This is a genomic window from Isoptericola sp. NPDC056605 (genome assembly GCF_042792795.1).
Taxonomy (GTDB): Bacteria; Actinomycetota; Actinomycetes; order Actinomycetales; family Cellulomonadaceae; genus Isoptericola.
In genome coordinates, this window is the sequence record NZ_JBHTVT010000007.1 from 69610 (window position 1) to 86336 (window position 16727).

Sequence of the window (16727 nt, forward strand, 5' to 3'; positions counted from 1 at the left end):
CGTCCGGGCTGCTCAACGGCCATCCGCGGACGGAGCTCGTGCTGTGGGACCGGCCCGGCGGCGCGGCGGGGGGGGGGGGGGGGGGGGGGGCCGGGGGGGGGGGCGCCCCCCCCCGGCGGGGTGGTTCAGGAGTAGACGGAGCCCAGGAGGCCGGCGAGCACGCCGCCCACGAGCGGGCCGGCGACGGGCACCCAGGAGTACGCCCAGTCGCTGGACCCCTTGCCCTTGATGGGCAGGAACGCGTGCGCGATGCGGGGCCCGAGGTCTCGGGCGGGGTTGATGGCGTACCCGGTCGGGCCACCGAGGCTGGCACCGATCGCGACCACGATGAAGGCGACGGCGAGCGGCCCGAGCCCGGACGGGGTCTTGCCCGAGACGACGACGAAGAACACCAGCACGAAGGTCGCGATGACCTCGGTGATGAAGTTCCAGGTGTAGGAGCGCACCTCCGGGCCCGTGGAGAACACGGCGAGCTTCGTGGCCCCGGGGGCCTCCTGGTCGAAGTGCTTCTTGTACGCGATGAACGCGAGCACGGCACCGATGATGGCGCCGATCATCTGAGCTGCGAAGTAGATGAACATGTTGCTCACGGTCGGCTCGATGGTGGCGGTGATCCGCCCCTCGGGCCCGGTGAGCGTGGCGAACGGCATGTCCGCGGTGTACAGCCCGAGCGTCACGGCCGGGTTGAGGTGAGCGCCGGACTTGTAGGCGGTGAAGACGCCCGCGAAGACCGCGAGGCCCCACCCGAAGTTGATCAGCAGCCAGCCGCCGTCAAAGCCCTTGGTCCTGGGCAGGATGACGTTGGCGACCACTCCGGCACCGAGCAGGATCAGCGTCGCGGTCCCGAGGATCTCGGACCAGAACGCCTGCATGATCAATGAGTCCATCGTCGGATCTCTTTCTCTTGAGGGACCTCGTTGTCCTCTCCGGGGTCGGAGAGAGCCCGCGACGGGCGGAGCCCTGCGGGAGACCGGCCGGGTGTCCGGCCGGGGGCGGATCAGCCCCGCAGGGGCTGCATGGCGGCGACGTCGGCGGCTCGGAGGCGTACGGCCTCCGCGCTGGCGTCGTCGGGCTCGTCCTCCGCCGCGTCCTCGGCCTGGGCGCGGGCGGTGTAGGCGTCGATCTCGGCCTGCTTGGTCGCGTCGTCCCAGCCGAGCAGCGGCGCCGCGATGTCGGCGATCTCGGCCAGTGCGGCCAGGCCGCGGTCCGCGACCTCGTACACGAGGCGGGTGCGGTGCAGCAGCAGGTCCTCGAGGTGCAGCGCGCCCTCGTGGCTGACCCCGAAGTGGATCTCGGCGCGCAGGTACGCGGGGGCGCCTTCCAGCGGGCGGGCGAGCGACGGGTCCTGCTCGCACAGCTCCACGAGCTGGCGCAGCGACGAGCCGTACCGGTGCAGCAGGTGGTCGACCATCTGCGGCTTCCAGCCGTACTTGGCGGCCCAGGTGCGGGCGAGGCGGCGCGTGGCCTGCAGGCCGACGGCGCCCAGCAGCGGGATCTGGTGCGTGATCGACGGCAGCGCGGCGGCGCGCTGGCCGATGGCGAAGTCCACGGCGTCCTTCGCCATCACGCGGTAGGTGGTGAGCTTGCCGCCGGCGATGACGGTGAGGCCGGGCACCGGGCTGGCGACGGTGTGCTCGCGCGACACCTTGGCGGAGCTCGTGCCCTCCTTGGTGCCGGGCTGCAGCAGCGGGCGCAGGCCGGCGTAGGTGCCGATGATGTCGTCGCGCGACAGGGGGTGGGCCAGCACCGCGTTCGCGTGGTCGAGGATGTAGTCGATGTCCTGCGCGGTGGCGACCGGGTGGGTCGGGTCCTGGGTCCACGGGGTGTCGGTCGTGCCGACCACCCAGTACCGGGACCACGGGATGACGAACAGCACCGACTTCTCGGTCTGCAGGATCAGGCCGACGGTGCCCTTGATGCGCTCGCGCGGGACGACGATGTGCACGCCCTTGGAGGCGAGCACCCGCAGGCCGCCGGTGTCGCCGGCGAGCGCCTCCGTGTCCTCGGTCCACACGCCGGTGGCGTTGATGACGTGCCGGGCGCGGACGGTGATCTCCTCGCCGCTCTCGAGGTCCGTGAGGACGGCGCCGTTCACCGCGCCGGTGGCGCCCTTGGTGAGCGCCACGACCTGGGTGCGGGACGCCGCGTGCGCGCCGTAGCTGACGGCGGTGCGCACGAGCGTGGACACGAGCCGGGCGTCGTCGACGGAGGCGTCCCAGTACTGCACGGCGCCGATGGCGGCGTCGTGCGCGAGGTCGGGGAACTTGGTCGACATCCGGCGTCGCGACAGGTGCCGGTGCAGCGGCATGGCGCGACGTCCCGGGGCGAGGGACGCGAGCGTGTCGTAGAGCGCGATGCCGGCGCCGACGTACGCGCGCTCCCACAACCGGTGCTCCAGCGGGTACAGGAACGGCACGGGCTTGACGAGGTGCGGGGCGATGTCCTTGAGCAGGAGGTCGCGCTCGGTGAGCGCCTCCTTGACAAGGTGGAAGTCGAGCATCTGCAGGTAGCGCAGCCCGCCGTGCACCAGCTTGCTGCTGCGGCTGGACGTGCCCGACGCCCAGTCCTGCGCCTCGACGATCGCGGTCGACAGGCCGCGGGTGGCGGCGTCGAGCGCGATGCCGGCGCCGGTGACCCCGCCGCCGACGACGAGCACGTCGAGCTCGCCGCTGGGGGTCTGGGAGCCCTTGAGCGCGGCGAGGGCCTGGGTGCGTGACTCGGCGGTGAGCCGGGTGGAGGCCATCGTTGTTCCTTCCGATCGACGACCCTCCCAGGTCAGCACCGCCAGCACGTCCGCGCAACCTGGGTGCACAAACGTGCAAGGGTGCATGCTGGTGGCATGGCGAGCTACCGGGAACGCGACGTGGTGATGGCCGCGACGATGTACTACCTGCAGGACATGAAGATGGAGACGATCGCGCGGCACCTGCGCACCTCCCGCTCCACCGTCTCCCGTCTGATCAAGCGCGCGCGGGACACCGGCGTCGTCGAGATCACGCTGCGGCCCGGCCCGTCCCGGGCGCCCGGCCTCGGTCAGGAGATCGCCGAGCGGCACGGCATCGACGCGTACGTGGTGCCCGTCTCCGACTCCGCCACCGACGACGACCGGCTGCAGCAGGTGTCCATCACCACCGCACGGCTCCTGGCGCGCTGGTTCGACTCCGACATGGTGCTCGGGGTGGCCTGGGGCACCACGCTCGCCGCGATCACCGAGCACCTGCCCCACAAGCCCACTCGCGGGTCCGCCGTCGTGCAGCTCAACGGCGCGGCCAACACCCGGACCTCGGGCATGAGCTACGCGGGCGACCTGATCTCCGGGTTCGGCACGGCCTTCGACGCGTCCGTCCACTACTTCCCGGTGCCGGCGTTCTTCGACTTCGCCGAGACGAAGGCCGCGATGTGGCGCGAGCGTTCCGTGCGCCGCGTGCTCGACGTCCAGGGCCGCGCCGACATCGCCCTCTTCTCCGTGGGCGCCCTCACCGGCGGCGTTCCCTCGCACGTGTACTCCGCCGGGTACCTCGAGGCCGACGACGTGGCCGTGCTGGACGCCGAGGGCGTGGTGGGCGACGTCTGCACCGTCTTCGTGCGCGCCGACGGCACCTACCGCGACATCTCCCTCAACGCCCGGGCCACCGGCCCCGTGCCCGCCGAGCTGCGCCGCATCCCGCGCCGGCTGTGCGCCGTCGCGGGGGCCAACAAGGTGGCGCCGCTGCGGGCGGCGCTCGCGGCCGGCGTCGTCACGGACCTCGTGATCGACGAGGTCACGGCCGCCGCGCTCGTGGAGGAACCGTGAACGTCCGTGCACCGGGACGCCCGCGCCGGGGCGGGGCGCCGACCGTAGAGTGACCGCGTGCTTCCGGAACCGCCCGGGGACCGCCGGCCCCAGGACCACGGCGCGTCGTTCGCCGTCCGCTCCGCGATGCCGGCCGACATGCGTGGGGTGCGCCGTCTCGTGGAGCCGTACGCCGAGCGGCGCATCCTCCTGGCGAAGGAGATGGTCGGCTACTACGAGGCGGTGCAGGAGTTCCTCGTCGCCGCGGACGTGGACGGGGGCGTCGTGGGGTGCGGCGCGCTGCACGTCATGTGGGACGACCTCGCGGAGGTGCGCACCCTCGCCGCCGACCCGGCCTGGCGCGGCCGCGGCGTGGGGCACGCGATCGTCGAGGGCCTCGTCGAGAGGGCGCGGCGGCTCGGGCTGCGCCGGGTGTTCTGCCTGACGTTCGAGGTCGGCTTCTTCCGCACCCACGGGTTCCGCGAGATCGACGGCACACCCGTCGACGCCGAGGTGTACGCCGAGCTGCTGCGCTCGCACGACGACGGCGTCGCCGAGTTCCTGGACCTGGCGCGGGTGAAGCCCAACACGCTCGGCAACACCCGGATGCTGCTCGAGCTCTGAACCGCCCGCCCGAGGGTCCGCGGCGGACCTAGGCGGGCAGGTGGTACCGGCCGGCGTCGTCCTGCTCGACGAGCCCGTCCTCGACCAGCCCGCCGAGACAGCGGTCGACCTGGCCCTGGTCGGGGCCGGAGTCGGCGAGCAGGGCGCGCGGCACGGGCTCGACGGCGGCACGCAGCGCGGCCATGACGCGGCCGCGCACCTGGCGGTCGGTGCCGTGCCAGGCCTGCGTGCGACGGCGGTGCGCGTGGGCGTCGGGCGGGTGGCCGGCCGCGCGCCAGGCGCACAGGTCGGCGACCGGGCAGGCGCCGCAGCGCGGCGCGCGGGCGGTGCACACCACGGCGCCCAGCTCCATCGACGCGGCAGCCCAGCGTGCGGCGGTCGCCTCGTCGTCGGGCACGACGCCCGCGGCGAGGCCGCGCTCCGCGGCCGTGGGGGAGGGCGCGCCGAGCGCGGTGCCCCCCAGCGTGCGGGCCAGGACGCGGCGCACGTTGGTGTCCACGACGACGGAGCGGCGCCCGAACGCGAACGCGCGCACCGCGGCCGCCGTGTACTCGCCGATGCCGGGAAGCGCCCGCAGGGCCTCCTCGTCGTCGGGGACCCCGCCGTCGTGCCGCGCGACGATCGCGGCCGCGCACTGCTGCAGGCGCAGCGCGCGGCGGGGGTAGCCGAGCCGGTCCCAGGCCCGCAGCACGTCGGCCGTGGGGGCGGCGGCGAGGTCGGCGGGCGTCGGCCACCGCTCCAGCCAGACCCGCCACACCGGCTCGACCCGGACCACCGGCGTCTGCTGCAGCATCACCTCGCTGACGAGCACGCCCCACGGCGTGCGGTCCGGGCGCCGCCACGGCAGGTCGCGCGCGGCGTCGTCGAACCACGCGACCGTGCGCGCGACGAGCGGGTCCGTGGTGTCCGGTACGGACGGCGCGGACGGCGTCGAGCGGAGCGGGGCGGGGACGACGGGCACGGCGCCCATTCTGGCCCACGACCTGTCGGGCCCAGCACGGGGTGTACCTCGCTGTGAGCCTGACAACTCGGCGGGTGCGGTTGGCGGCGGCGCGGCTCCGCCGCAGGTGGGGGCACGCGTCGTACGGTGGCGCCGCGGCACGGATCGAGACGGAGGGGTGGCCCGTGGCACGTGCGGAGGACGGGCGTCGAGGTGGCAGCACCTCGCGTGGCTCCGGCGCGCGTTCCGGTGCGGGTCGGTCCGGCTCCTCGGGCGCGGGGCGGTCCGGCGGCGGGACGCGCAGGACGACGTCGGGTGGCGCCCAGGGCGCGTCGAAGGGCACCGCGAAGGGCACCGGCAAGGGCGCGTCCAAGAGCACCGGCCGAGCCGGCGCGAAGAGCTCGGCGCAGGGCGGCTCGCGCAGCGGCACCTCCAAGTCCGGCACTTCACGGGCCGGCACCTCACGGACCGGCGCGAACGCGTCCGGCCGCGCCTCCGGCGGCAGCTCGAGCAACCGGTCGTCGAGCACGCGGTCCTCGAGCACGCGGGGGACGTCGTCGCGCCAGTCGGGGACGCGGGCGACGTCGTCCCGCGCGCAGGGCGCACGCCGGGGCGACCGCCGCGTCGCCACCGCGTCGCAGCTGGTGGCCCCGGGCGGTTCCCGCGCAGGCACGCGCTCGGCGTCGTCCCGACGGACGACGAGCCCCCGGTCGCGGAAGCCTGCGCCGCGCCGCAGCCGCCGTTCGCTGACCGTCTCCCTGCTGGTCGTGGTGCTGCTGTGCGGGGTCGGCGTCGCCGGCGGCTACGGCCTCGGGCAGGCGGTCGACGGCGCGCGGAGCCTGCTCGCCGGCCCGGAGAGCCTCCCCGCCGACAAGGTCGCGGCCCCCGAGCCCCTGAACGTGGGTGGGCCCGCCACCACGTGCCGGGCCGACGCCGTCGAGCTCCGGCTCTCGTCGAGCGCGCCGACGGTGACGGCGGGGTCCCCGATGTCGTTCATGGTGCGCGTCACGAACGTGGGGCGGGTGCCGTGCCTGTTCGACGGCGCCGCCGCCAGCCGCGCGGTGACGATCACCGACGACACGGGCAAGGAGAAGGTCTGGTCGTCCGCGGAGTGCTCCGACGGCTCACGACCGCTGCTGCTCGGGCCCGAGGGTGTGGACGCCGGCGAGGTGCGCTGGACGTCGGTCCAGGGCTGCGGCAAGAAGGCGCCGGTCGTCGGGGCGGGCACCTACGAGGCGACCGCGTCCCTGGAGGACGTCCCGGGCGCGACCAGCGAGCCGCTGACGTTCACCGTCGCGGCGAAGGCGAAGGCGAGGACCACCCCGGAGCCGGGCGACGGCGCCGAGGGCGCGACCTCGGGTGCCACGGGCAAGGACGCGGCCGACGATGCGAAGTCCGACGATGCGAAGTCCGACGACGCGAAGTCCGACGACGCGAAGTCCGACGACGCGAAGTCCGACGACGCGAAGTCCGACGACGCCGAGGACGCCGCGGACCGTGCCGCGGACCGCACGACCACCTCGGACGAGAAGGCCGCGACGGACTGACGGTCCCGGGTCCGGGCGGCCCGTGGACCCGCCAGGCCCCGCTCGGGCGTCTGGCGTAGCGTGCCGGCGTGCTCGAACCCGTCCGCCCCGGCGACGTCCCGGACCTGACCGACTTCCTGCGCGGCGCCGACCTCACGGTGGCGGGGCTGACCGCGCCGGCGGTGCGCCTGTGGACCCGGCGCGACGACGAGGGGATCGCGGCGAGCGCGGGCTACGAGCTCAGCGCGGACGGCCGGCACGCGCTGATCCGCAGCACCGCCGTGCGGCCCGACCTGCGCGGGCGGGGAGCCGGGCTCGCGGCCGCGACGTTCGCCGTCGACCGGGCCCGGGAGTCCGGTGCGGCCACGGCGTGGCTGTTCTCGCGACGGTCGGGCCCGTTCTGGCAGCGGCTCGGCTTCACCCGCTCGACGACGGACGCGCTCGCCGCGGCCCTGCCCGACGCGCAGCAGGTGCGGCTGTTCCGGCGGACCGGCCAGCTCGACCGGGAGGTCGCGTGGAGCCTCACGCTGCGCGGGTGAGACCGGTCGCGCCGGTCAGAGGGCTTCCGAACCCGTCGGACGGACGCCCCGTCAGACGTAGCGCTCCAGGATGCTGGACTCGGCGAGGCGGGACAGGCCCTCGCGCACGGCGCGGGCGCGCTGCTCGCCGACGCCGTCGACGGCCATGAGGTCGTCGACGCTCGCCGCGAGGAGCTTCTGCAGCCCGCCGAAGTGCCCGACCAGCCGCTCGATGATGGCGGCGGGCAGGCGCGGCACCTTGGACAGCAGGCGGTAGCCGTGCGGTGCGACGGCGGCGTCGAGCGCCACCCCGCCGCCGGGCAGCTCCAGGACGCGGCCGATGTGGCCGAGGTCGAGCAGCTGCGCGGAGTCGAGGGCGGCGAGGTCGGCGTGCACGCCGGCGAGGGAGCGGCCGCTGCGTTCGAGCTCCACGTAGTCCCGGACGACGAAGTCGCGGTCGGCGCCGATGCCGCCGATGAGCTCGTCGAGCTGGAGGGCGAGGAGGCGGCCGTCGGCGCCGAGCTCGACGACGTACCCGTCGATCTCCTCGGAGATCCGGCGCACCATCTCGAGGCGCTGGACGACGGAGCACACGTCGCGCACGGTGACGAGGTCCTCGATCTCCAGCGCGGAGAGCGTTCCGGACACCTCGTCGAGGCGGGAGCGGTACCGCTCGAGGGTGGCGAGGGCCTGGTTGGCGCGGCCGAGGATGGTGTCGGGGTCCTCCAGCACGTGCCGGTGCGAGCCGACGTAGATCGCGATGATCCGCATCGACTGGCTGACCGAGATCACGGGCAGGCCGGACTGCTTGGCCACGCGCTCCGCGGTGCGGTGGCGGGTGCCGGACTCGCTGGTCTCGATCGACGGGTCGGGCAGCAGCTGCACGGCGGCACGACGGATGCGGGTGGCGTCGTGGTCGAGGACGCACGCGCCGTCCATCTTCGACAGCTCACGCAGCCGGGTGGCGGAGAACTGGACGTCCAGCTCGAAGCCGCCGGAGCACATCTGCTCGACCGTCTTGTCGAGCCCGAGCACGATGAGCGCGCCGGTGCGCCCGCGCAGGATGCGTTCCAACCCGTCGCGCAGCTCGGTGCCGGGGGCGACCGCGGCGAGGGTCTCCCTGAGCAGGGCATCGGAGTGCACGGAGGAGGGAGCCACGGGGGAATCCTACGACGTCAGGGGTCACTCGCCCCGGCGATCCGCCGATCGGACGCCGACCCCGGCGAGCTCGACCGCCTCGGCGAGGTGCCGGGCCTCGAGCAGCTGCATCCCGGCAGGCGCCTTGACCGACGTCCCGGCGGGCACGACGGCGCGCACGAAGCCCAGGCGGGCGGCCTCGCCGACGCGACGGTCCAGCCCGGTGACGGGCCGGATGTCGCCCGCGAGGCCGACCTCTCCGAGCGCGACGGTGCCGGTGGGCAGCGGCTCGCCGGTGCGGGCGGAGACGATCGCGAGGGCGGTGGCGAGGTCGGCGGCGGGCTCGGTGACGCGCGCGCCGCCGATGGTGGAGACGTAGACGTCCTGGTCGGCGAGGCGCAGGCCCGCGTGCCGGTGCAGGACGGCGAGGATCATCGCGAGGCGCGACGACTCGACGCCGCTCGTCGTGCGGCGCGGGTTGGCGAGCGGCGACGGCGCGACCAGGGACTGGAGCTCCAGGGCGAGCGGGCGGCGGCCCTCGAGCGTCACGGTGACGCACGTGCCGGGCACGCCGGCGCCGAGGTGGGACAGGAACAGCCCGCTCGGGTCGCTGAGCCCGATGATGCCCCGCTCGGACAGCTCGAAGCAGCCCACCTCGTCGGTGGGGCCGTACCGGTTCTTCACGGCCCGGACCATGCGCAGCCGCGAGTGCCGGTCGCCCTCGAACTGGCACACGACGTCGACCAGGTGCTCCAGGGTGCGCGGCCCGGCGACGGTGCCGTCCTTGGTGACGTGACCGACCAGCAGGACCGGCACCTGGCGGGACTTGGCCACGGCGATGAGCGACGCCGCCACCTCGCGCACCTGGCTCACGCCGCCGGGGGCGCCGTCCACCTCGGCGGACGCGATGGTCTGCACCGAGTCGACGACCAGCAGGTCGGGCTCGTTGGCCTCGACGTGGCCCAGCACGGTGCCGAGGTCGGTCTCGGCGGCGAGCAGCAGCGTGGGCGCGAGCGCGCCCACGCGTTCGGCGCGCAGCCGCACCTGCCCCGCGGACTCCTCGCCCGTCACGTACAGGACGGTGCGCGCGTCACGGCCGTCGGCGCCGCGCGCGTAGGAGGCCGCGACGTCGAGCAGCAGGGTCGACTTGCCGACGCCCGGCTCGCCGGCCAGCAGCACGACGGCGCCCGGCACGAGGCCGCCGCCGAGCACGCGGTCCAGCTCCGGCACCTGGGTGGGCGCGGCCTGCGCGGCCGCGACGTCGATGTCCCCGATCGGCCGCGCCGGGGCACGCCCCGGGCTGGTCGCGACCGTGCGCGGCCCGGCCGACGCCGGCCCCTCGTCCGTGACCGTGCCCCACTCCTGGCACTCGCCGCAGCGGCCCACCCACTTGGGCGTGGTCCACCCGCACTCGGTGCAGCGGTAGCCGGGGCGCGACTGCTTGGCGCGGGTGCGGGACGACGTCGTGGTGCTCACGTCGTCAGACGCTAGGGGGCGGCACCGACAGCGCCGTGCGTGACGACCGCGCGATGATGGCGGCATGACCTCCCCGGACGTGAGCCGGTTCCTGCACGACGGCCGCCTGGAGACGATGCCCCGGCGCCGGGAGCACCGCCGCGCGGTCGCACGCTGGCTCGCGCACGCGGCGTTGCCGGCGCTGCTCGACACCGTCGGCGAGCGGGAGCTCACCGACCGGCTGGCGCGGCTCGCCGACGACCCCGTCGGCGTGCGGCGGGCGCTGGTGGACCTCGGCGTCGTGCACCGCACCCGCGACGGCGCGGAGTACTGGCGCACGGAGGTCACCGAGTTCGACGAGGTCGGATCGGCCGACGACTCGGGCCATCGCACGCTGCATCTCGACGGCGACCGGGTCGACTCCATCGCCACGTTCTACGACGAGCTGAACCGCGTGTTCATGGCGGGGGAGGACTGGCGGCTCGGCCCGAGCCTCGACGCCCTGGACGACCTGCTGCACGGCGGCTTCGGCGCGGCGCACGGCGCGGATCGGCTGACCGTCGTCTGGCACGGGTTCGCCCGCTCGCGCGAGGCCCTGGGCTTCGCCGCGACGCGTGGGTACTACCGAGCGAAGGTCGCCGACCCGCGGTTCGACACCGCGCTGTTCCAGGGTCGGCTCGACGACCTCGAGGCCGGGCGTGGCAAGACCTACGCCGAGCTGGTCCTCGAGGTCTTCGCCGACCATCCCGACGTCGAGCTCCTCCTGCGCTGAGCACGCAGGGCCGGGTGGGCCGGCGCGCGGGCGACCGACACGCGGCGGGCGGACGCGACGCATCCGGGAGGCCGCGCCCTAGGCTGCGTCGTGCACCGCCGCCGACCCCGCAGGAGGACATCGTGAGCCAGGCACGCACGGGCGGGAACGGCCGCCCGTCGCCGGAGGTGTTCCGGCGCCGGCGCATCGTGGTGGCGTCGGCCGCGGGCGCGCTGGTGCTGGTGATCGTGCTGCTGACGGCGTTCGTGTGGCCCGGGTTCGCGAAGGGCGAGCCGGAGCCGCAGGCCACGGTGACCGCGCCGGTGCCGACGCCGACGATCTCGCCCAGCGGGCGCCCGAAGGACCAGACGGCGTTCGTCAAGGCGCAGCCGGACTCGGTGCTGGCGCTGGCGCTGCGCGAGGTCACGGAGGACAAGTCCTGGGAGGACGACGCGGACGCGGTCGAGTCCTGGCAGCTCGTCTACGCGGACGGCGACGGCGAGGGCGCGACGACGGTCCAGGTGCACGCCGGTCAGTGGGAGGACGACGACGCGGCGACCGCCGCGTACGAGGCGCTGGTCAAGGCGGCGGGCGAGCCGACCGGCGAGGGCGAGGTCTCCGTCGACGGCAAGGCCACCGGCGCGTACGTCGTGACGCCCGGTTCGACCGAGGGGAGCGCCGTCGTGACCTGGCGCAACGGCACCGCGGTGCTGCAGGCCACCGGCCCGGCGGACCTGGTCGAGGACTTCTACTCCGCCTACCCGCTGTAGCCCGGGAGCGCGGCCCGGACCGCCCGCGGCGACGTACCGTGGTGCCCGTGAGCGAGCAGACTGACGAGCAGGCCGGCGCCCCGACGGATCGGGTGGGCGGCGTGAAGATGGCGTTCCTCGGCACGGGGAACATGGGCGAGGCGGTGCTGGCGGGCGCGCTGTCCGCGGGCGTCGCGCCGCAGGACGTGGTGGCCACCTCGCGCCGGCCCGAGCGGGGGGCACACCTCACCGAGCGGTTCGGGGTCCGCGCGACGACGGACAACGTCGCCGCGGTCGAGGGCGCGCACGTCGTCGTCATCGGGGTGAAGCCCAAGGACGTGGGCGCGATGCTCGACCGCGTGGCCGACTCGCTCGAGCCGGGCGCCGTCGTCGTGAGCGTGGCGGCAGGCCTGCCGCTGTCGTTCTTCGAGCAGCGCCTGCCCGCCGGCACGCCCGTCGTCCGCGCGATGCCGAACACGCCCGCGCTGGTGGGCGCGGGGGTCACCGCCGTGGTCGGCGGCACGGCCGCCCGCGAGGACGACGTCGCGCTGGTCGAGCAGGTGCTCGCCGGCTCCGGGCACGTCTTCCGGGTCGCCGAGAAGGACATCGACGCGTTCGGCGCGCTGGCCGGCTCCGGCCCGGCGTACGTGTTCTACGTGGTGGACGCGATGGCGGAGGCGGGCGTGCTGCTCGGCCTCACGCGCGACGTCGCCCGCCGGCTCGCCGTCGAGACCGTGCTCGGCTCGGCGAAGCTGCTCGACGAGACGGGGGAGCACCCCGTGCTGCTGCGCGAGAAGGTCTCCTCGCCCGGCGGCACCACCGTCGCGGCCCTGCGGAAGCTCGACGACGGCGGCGTGCGCGCCGCGTTCCTCGACGCGCTCGAGGCGGCGCGCGACCGGTCCCGCGAGCTCGCCGCCGAGCACGCCTGAGCCGGTCCGACGGGGGAGCGGTCGTGACGGGCGGTCGGGACGACGGCGGGGGCCCCGCGCGCCGGGGGAGGCGTCCCGCGGGTCAGGAGACCCGCGAGGTCGTGCTGGCCGGTGCGCGCCAGGAGTTCCTCGAGCGCGGCTACGAGGCGGCGTCCGTCCGCTCGGTCGCGCGGCGCGCGGGCGTCGACCCGGGCACGGTGCGGCACTGGTTCGGCGACAAGACGCACCTGTTCACCGCCTCCCTCGGCCTGGTCGACATCGACCCGGCGGCGATCGTGCGGGCGGCGGCCGAGGGCCCCGTCGAGAGCCTGGGGGAGCGGCTGGTGCGGTCGGTCGTCGAGGTGTGGGACACGGACTACGGCGAGACGGTGCGGCTGGTCGTCCCCGCCGTCATGTCCGACCCGGGGCTGCGCGCGCTGCTGCCGCAGTTCCTGGGCGCCGAGCTGCTCGGGCCGCTCGTGCGCCGGCTCGACGTCGACGACGCGCGCCTGCGCACCGCGCTGGTCGCGTCGCAGATGGTCGGTGTCCTCCTGACGCGGTTCCTCGTGCCGATCGACCCGCTGGCGACCCTCCCGCCTGCCCGGGTCGCGGCCCTCGTCGGCCCGACCGTGCAGCGCTACCTCACGGGAGACCTGCCCGAGGGCATTGCGTCCCGTGGGAGCGAGGAGCACAATTCCCCACATGGGGAATAGCGACGCCGCGGTGCGGGTCCGGGGGCTGCGCGTGGAGCGTGGCGGCCGGCCGATCATCGACGGCCTGGACGTGACGGTGCCCGCCGGCCAGGTGGTGGGCCTGCTCGGCCCGTCCGGCTCGGGCAAGACGACGCTGCTGCGCGCCGTCGTCGGCGTCCAGGCCCGCGTGACGGGCGAGGTGACCGTGCTCGGCGAGGCGGCCGGGTCGCCGGGCCTGCGCCGCCGCGTGGGCTACGTGACCCAGGCGGCCTCCGTCTACACCGACCTCACGGTGGTGCAGAACCTGCGCTACTTCGCCCGGCTCGCCGGCCTGCCCCGCGCGGGCGCGGAGGCGGCCGTGCGGCGGGCCGTCGCCACCGTCGACCTGGGCGGGCACGAGAAGCAGCGCGTCGGCACGCTGTCCGGCGGCGAGCGCTCCCGGGTCTCGCTCGCGGCCGCGCTGGTCGTCGACCCCGAGCTCCTCGTGCTCGACGAGCCCACCGTCGGCCTCGACCCCGTGCTGCGCCGCGACCTGTGGGCGATGTTCCGGCGGCTCGCGGGCGAAGGGCGCACGCTGCTCGTCTCCAGCCACGTCATGGACGAGGCCACCCAGTGCGACCGGCTCCTGCTGCTGCGCGACGGCGCCCTCGTCGCCGACACCACGCCGGCCGAGCTGCTCGCCACCACGGGTGCGCCCGACGCCGAGCGGGCCTTCCTCGCGCTCATCGACCAGCAGGCGGCGACGTCCGGCTCGACGACGGGGGAGGGCTCCCGATGACGCTGACCGCCACGACCGCGGGCCGCGTGCTGGCCCAGCTCCGGTTCGACCGTCGCACCGTCGCGCTCATCCTCGTGCTGCCGTGCCTGCTGCTCGGCCTCATCGCGTGGATGTTCGACGGCACGCCGGTGCTCGACCAGTTCGGCCCGATGCTCGTGGGGCTGTTCCCGCTGATCGTGATGTTCCTGGTGACGAGCGTCGCGACCCTGCGCGAGCGGCAGTCGGGCACGCTCGAGCGGCTCATGACGACGCCGCTGCGCAAGGGCGACTTCGTGGCGGGCTACGCGCTCGCGTTCGCCGCCCTGGCCCTGCTGCAGTCGCTGGTGGTCGTGGGCTTCGCGCTCGCCGTCGGGATGGACGTGCTCGGGCCGCTGTGGCTGGTGCTGGTCGTGGGGATGCTCGATGCCGTCCTCGGCTGCTGCCTCGGCCTCGCCGCCTCCGCCCTCGCGCGCACCGAGTTCCAGGCCGTGCAGATGATGCCCGCGGTGATCTTCCCGCAGCTCATCACCTGCGGGCTCCTCATGCCGCGCGACCAGATGCCCGAGGTCCTCGAGTGGCTCTCGCGCGTCTTCCCGCTCACCTACGCCGTCGAGGCCATGCAGACCCTCGCCGCCGGCGGCGAGTGGGCGGACGTGCAGGGCGCCGTCGGCGCCATCGCGCTGTTCATCGTCGGCGCCGTCGTCCTCGGCGTGGCCACGCTGCGCCGTCGCACCGCCTGACCTGCCGCTCGCGGGGTGGTCAGCGGAAGCGCGGGTCGTTCCCGGCCCGGGTGCTGACGACGAGCCCGAGCTCGTCGGCGACGTCGTCCCAGGCGACGTACGAGAACCCGGTGGCGTCGCCGCGGCCGGGATCGACGTCGGGGCCGGTCTCCGGCTCGTCGTGCGTGACGAGCAGGCCCTGGCGGTACGGGCCGACGGGGCGGTTCGTCACGGCCAGGCCGTCGGAGCCGTTGACGTCGTCCACGCCGTCCGTCCCCGCGACGCGGAAGGAACCGAGCGCCTGGTTGCGGCCCGTCGTGGAGTAGACGGCGTAGGTGTCGTCGCCCTGGCTGGACACGATGACGTAGCCCGTGCGGCCCGGGCCGTGGTAGACGTCGACACCCTCGGCGTCGGCGGTGAGCAGGTCGCCGCCGAACGGGTTCGCGGCGACGGCCTCCTCCTGCGACGACCCGTCGGCGGGGGAGCACTCCTCGGTCCCGGGGTCGTAGGCGTCCTCGACGCCGAAGTCGGTGACCGTGTCGACGAGCCGTGGCTCGCCGGACCCCAGCGGCAGCGGCAGGCGCCACAGGCCGACGTCCTCCTGCGCGGCGTACAGCGTGCCGGTGCGCTGGTCGACCGACAGCCCCTCGAGCTGCGGGCCCACGCCCGGCTCCTCGCACGGCGTCCACGTGCTGCCGTCGGGCAGGTCGAACGACGCGGGCAGGGCGAGGTGCTCGACGTCCGCGTACCCGACGGTGCCGTCGGCGCGGGGGACGAGGCGGGCGGTCGCGACCGCCGTCGTGCCCTCCTGCGTGACGACGGCGAAGGCCTCGCCGTCGCGCGGCTGCCACACCGCCAGCCCGTACGCGGTGTGCTCGGAGTCGACGCCGGCGCGGTCGGGCTGGAAGAGCAAGCCCTGCTCGGCCGCGGTGATCTCCGTGAGCGGCACGTCGGCGGCGGCGCCGTCCGGGTCGACCGCGAAGAACCGGAGCTGGTCGTTGTACCGGTCGGAGACGACGGCGACGTCCACCCGCTCGCCGCCCACGCGCAGGCCGTAGGCGAGGTCCACGTTGTTGTAGCGTCCGGGCACGCCGTCCGCCCGCGGCGCCGGGTCCGCGGCGAGCGACTGCAGCTCGCGTCCCGCCGTGTCGTACACGCGCAGGCCGCCCTCCTTCGCCGTCGCGAGGACCAGCGAGTCCTGGGAGTCGCCCGGGTGCACCCAGATCGCGGGGTCGTCGCCGGACGCGGCGCCGCCCTCGGCGTCGTCGTACAGCGGGGGCGTCTCGACGTCGGTCGTCACGGTCGCGACGCCGCGCCCGTGACCATGGCCGGGCCCGTGGCCGTGACCCCAGGCCGCGGAGGCGGGCACGACGGCGAGGGCGGGGAGCAGCAGCAGCGCGGGCAGGGCGCGTCGAGGGGATCGCATGGACCCCGAGCGTGCCGGGCGTCGTTGGCCGGGCGGTGGCGCCCGAATGAACGGTCGACGAACACCCGCCCGGGTCAGGGCCGCGCGGAGAACCGCTCCAGCAGGTCGGCGTGGCCGGAGCAGACCAGCAGGTCGTTGGCGCTCACGCGGGTCTCGGGCGTCGCGTACTGGAACTCCACGCCGGGCGACTTCACGCCGATGACGGTGACGCCGTACCGCTTGCGGATGTCCGACTGCGCGAGCGTGAAGCCCTGCATCTCCTTCGGCGGGCGCATCTTGACGATGGTGAAGCCGTCCTCCACCTCGATGTAGTCGAGCATCTTGCCGCTCACGAGGTGCGCCACGCGGGAGCCGGCGTCGGCCTCGGGGTAGACGACGTGGTGCGCGCCGATGCGGGTGAGGATGCGGCCGTGCTCGGCGGAGATGGCCTTCGACCAGATCTGCGGGGTGCCGAGGTCCACGAGGTTGGCGGTGATGAGCACGGACGCCTCGAGCTCGGTGCCGACGCCCACCACGGCGACGCCGAAGTCCTTCGCGCCGAGCTGGATCAGCGCCTCCGACTCGGACGCGTCCGCCTCGACCAGCGGCAGCCGCCCGGACCACTGCGCCACGAGCTTCTCGTCGCGCTCGACGGCGAGCACGTCCTGCCCCAGCCGGTCCAGCGTCGTCGCGAGCGAGGAGCCGAAGCGGCCGAGGCCGATCACGAGCACGCCCGCGTCGCGCGCGGGAGCCTTCTTCTCCGCCACGGTTCTC

At 75.0% G+C, this 16727-nt stretch carries 17 protein-coding genes; 10 read left to right on the plus strand and 7 right to left on the minus strand.

Features of this window, described 5'->3' with window-relative positions; genetic code table 11:
* Positions 1-125: 125 nt before the first annotated feature.
* Both ACFQ8Y_RS09440 and ACFQ8Y_RS09445 read right to left on the minus strand, forming a co-directional pair.
* Positions 126-887 (minus strand): MIP/aquaporin family protein, encoded by a 762-nt coding sequence (locus tag ACFQ8Y_RS09440; protein WP_430550630.1) that lies wholly within the window; start codon positions 885-887, stop codon positions 126-128.
* A gap of 110 nt (positions 888-997) precedes the next feature.
* Complete coding sequence (locus ACFQ8Y_RS09445) at positions 998-2743, minus strand: glycerol-3-phosphate dehydrogenase/oxidase (protein ID WP_430585300.1); 1746 nt, start codon at positions 2741-2743, stop codon at positions 998-1000.
* A 96-nt stretch (positions 2744-2839) separates the two neighbouring features.
* On the opposite strand from ACFQ8Y_RS09445, the gene ACFQ8Y_RS09450 reads away from it, so the two are divergent.
* Together ACFQ8Y_RS09450 and ACFQ8Y_RS09455 are read left to right on the plus strand one after the other, a co-directional pair.
* Entirely contained in the window at positions 2840-3793 is a 954-nt protein-coding gene (locus ACFQ8Y_RS09450; protein WP_430550628.1) for a sugar-binding transcriptional regulator, read from the plus strand.
* A gap of 126 nt (positions 3794-3919) precedes the next feature.
* Complete coding sequence (locus tag ACFQ8Y_RS09455) at positions 3920-4396, plus strand: amino-acid N-acetyltransferase (protein WP_430550772.1); 477 nt, start codon at positions 3920-3922, stop codon at positions 4394-4396.
* Between the two features lie 28 nt (positions 4397-4424).
* Here the strand turns inward: ACFQ8Y_RS09455 and ACFQ8Y_RS09460 are convergent, their stop codons facing one another.
* Positions 4425-5366 carry an A/G-specific adenine glycosylase gene (locus ACFQ8Y_RS09460; protein WP_430585301.1) on the minus strand — a complete coding sequence of 314 codons (942 nt, stop codon included), beginning with the start codon at positions 5364-5366 and terminating at the stop codon, positions 4425-4427.
* 155 nt (positions 5367-5521) lie between these two features.
* On the opposite strand from ACFQ8Y_RS09460, the gene ACFQ8Y_RS09465 reads away from it, so the two are divergent.
* Both ACFQ8Y_RS09465 and ACFQ8Y_RS09470 read left to right on the plus strand, forming a co-directional pair.
* Entirely contained in the window at positions 5522-6883 is a 1362-nt protein-coding gene (locus ACFQ8Y_RS09465; RefSeq protein WP_430585302.1) for a hypothetical protein, read from the plus strand.
* Positions 6884-6951: 68 nt separating this feature from the next.
* Entirely contained in the window at positions 6952-7401 is a 450-nt protein-coding gene (locus ACFQ8Y_RS09470) for a GNAT family N-acetyltransferase (RefSeq protein WP_430585303.1), read from the plus strand.
* A gap of 51 nt (positions 7402-7452) precedes the next feature.
* On the opposite strand, the gene disA is transcribed toward ACFQ8Y_RS09470, so the two are convergent.
* Positions 7453-8538 (minus strand): DNA integrity scanning diadenylate cyclase DisA, encoded by a 1086-nt coding sequence (gene disA, locus ACFQ8Y_RS09475; protein ID WP_430550624.1) that lies wholly within the window; start codon positions 8536-8538, stop codon positions 7453-7455.
* Positions 8539-8562: 24 nt separating this feature from the next.
* On the minus strand, positions 8563-9993 hold the full coding sequence (radA, locus tag ACFQ8Y_RS09480) for a DNA repair protein RadA (RefSeq protein ID WP_430585304.1): 1431 nt from the start codon (positions 9991-9993) through the stop codon (positions 8563-8565).
* 64 nt (positions 9994-10057) lie between these two features.
* On the opposite strand from radA, the gene ACFQ8Y_RS09485 reads away from it, so the two are divergent.
* From ACFQ8Y_RS09485 to ACFQ8Y_RS09510, 6 genes are all read left to right on the plus strand, one after another.
* Complete coding sequence (locus tag ACFQ8Y_RS09485) at positions 10058-10744, plus strand: DUF2087 domain-containing protein (protein ID WP_430585305.1); 687 nt, start codon at positions 10058-10060, stop codon at positions 10742-10744.
* Between the two features lie 122 nt (positions 10745-10866).
* Positions 10867-11493, plus strand: a complete 627-nt coding sequence (locus ACFQ8Y_RS09490; RefSeq protein ID WP_430585306.1) for a hypothetical protein — start codon at positions 10867-10869, stop codon at positions 11491-11493.
* A 47-nt stretch (positions 11494-11540) separates the two neighbouring features.
* On the plus strand, positions 11541-12401 hold the full coding sequence (gene proC, locus ACFQ8Y_RS09495) for a pyrroline-5-carboxylate reductase (RefSeq protein WP_430550620.1): 861 nt from the start codon (positions 11541-11543) through the stop codon (positions 12399-12401).
* A 23-nt stretch (positions 12402-12424) separates the two neighbouring features.
* Positions 12425-13093 (plus strand): TetR family transcriptional regulator, encoded by a 669-nt coding sequence (locus ACFQ8Y_RS09500; protein ID WP_430547736.1) that lies wholly within the window; start codon positions 12425-12427, stop codon positions 13091-13093.
* Positions 13083-13850: an ABC transporter ATP-binding protein gene (locus ACFQ8Y_RS09505; protein WP_430550618.1), complete on the plus strand. Its 768-nt coding sequence runs from the start codon at positions 13083-13085 to the stop codon at positions 13848-13850. Before ACFQ8Y_RS09500 ends, ACFQ8Y_RS09505 begins: the two co-directional genes overlap by 11 nt.
* The gene (locus ACFQ8Y_RS09510) at positions 13847-14569 is read left to right on the plus strand and encodes an ABC transporter permease (RefSeq protein WP_430547738.1); all 723 of its coding nucleotides are present in this window, start codon (positions 13847-13849) and stop codon (positions 14567-14569) included. The genes ACFQ8Y_RS09505 and ACFQ8Y_RS09510 overlap by 4 nt, the downstream gene beginning before the upstream one ends.
* Positions 14570-14588: 19 nt before the next feature.
* On the opposite strand, the gene ACFQ8Y_RS09515 is transcribed toward ACFQ8Y_RS09510, so the two are convergent.
* Positions 14589-15974 (minus strand): phytase, encoded by a 1386-nt coding sequence (locus ACFQ8Y_RS09515; protein ID WP_430585307.1) that lies wholly within the window; start codon positions 15972-15974, stop codon positions 14589-14591.
* 74 nt (positions 15975-16048) lie between these two features.
* Positions 16049-16720, minus strand: coding sequence for a potassium channel family protein (locus tag ACFQ8Y_RS09520; RefSeq protein ID WP_430550616.1), 672 nt, complete (start codon positions 16718-16720; stop codon positions 16049-16051).
* Between the last annotated feature and the right edge of the window lie 7 nt (positions 16721-16727).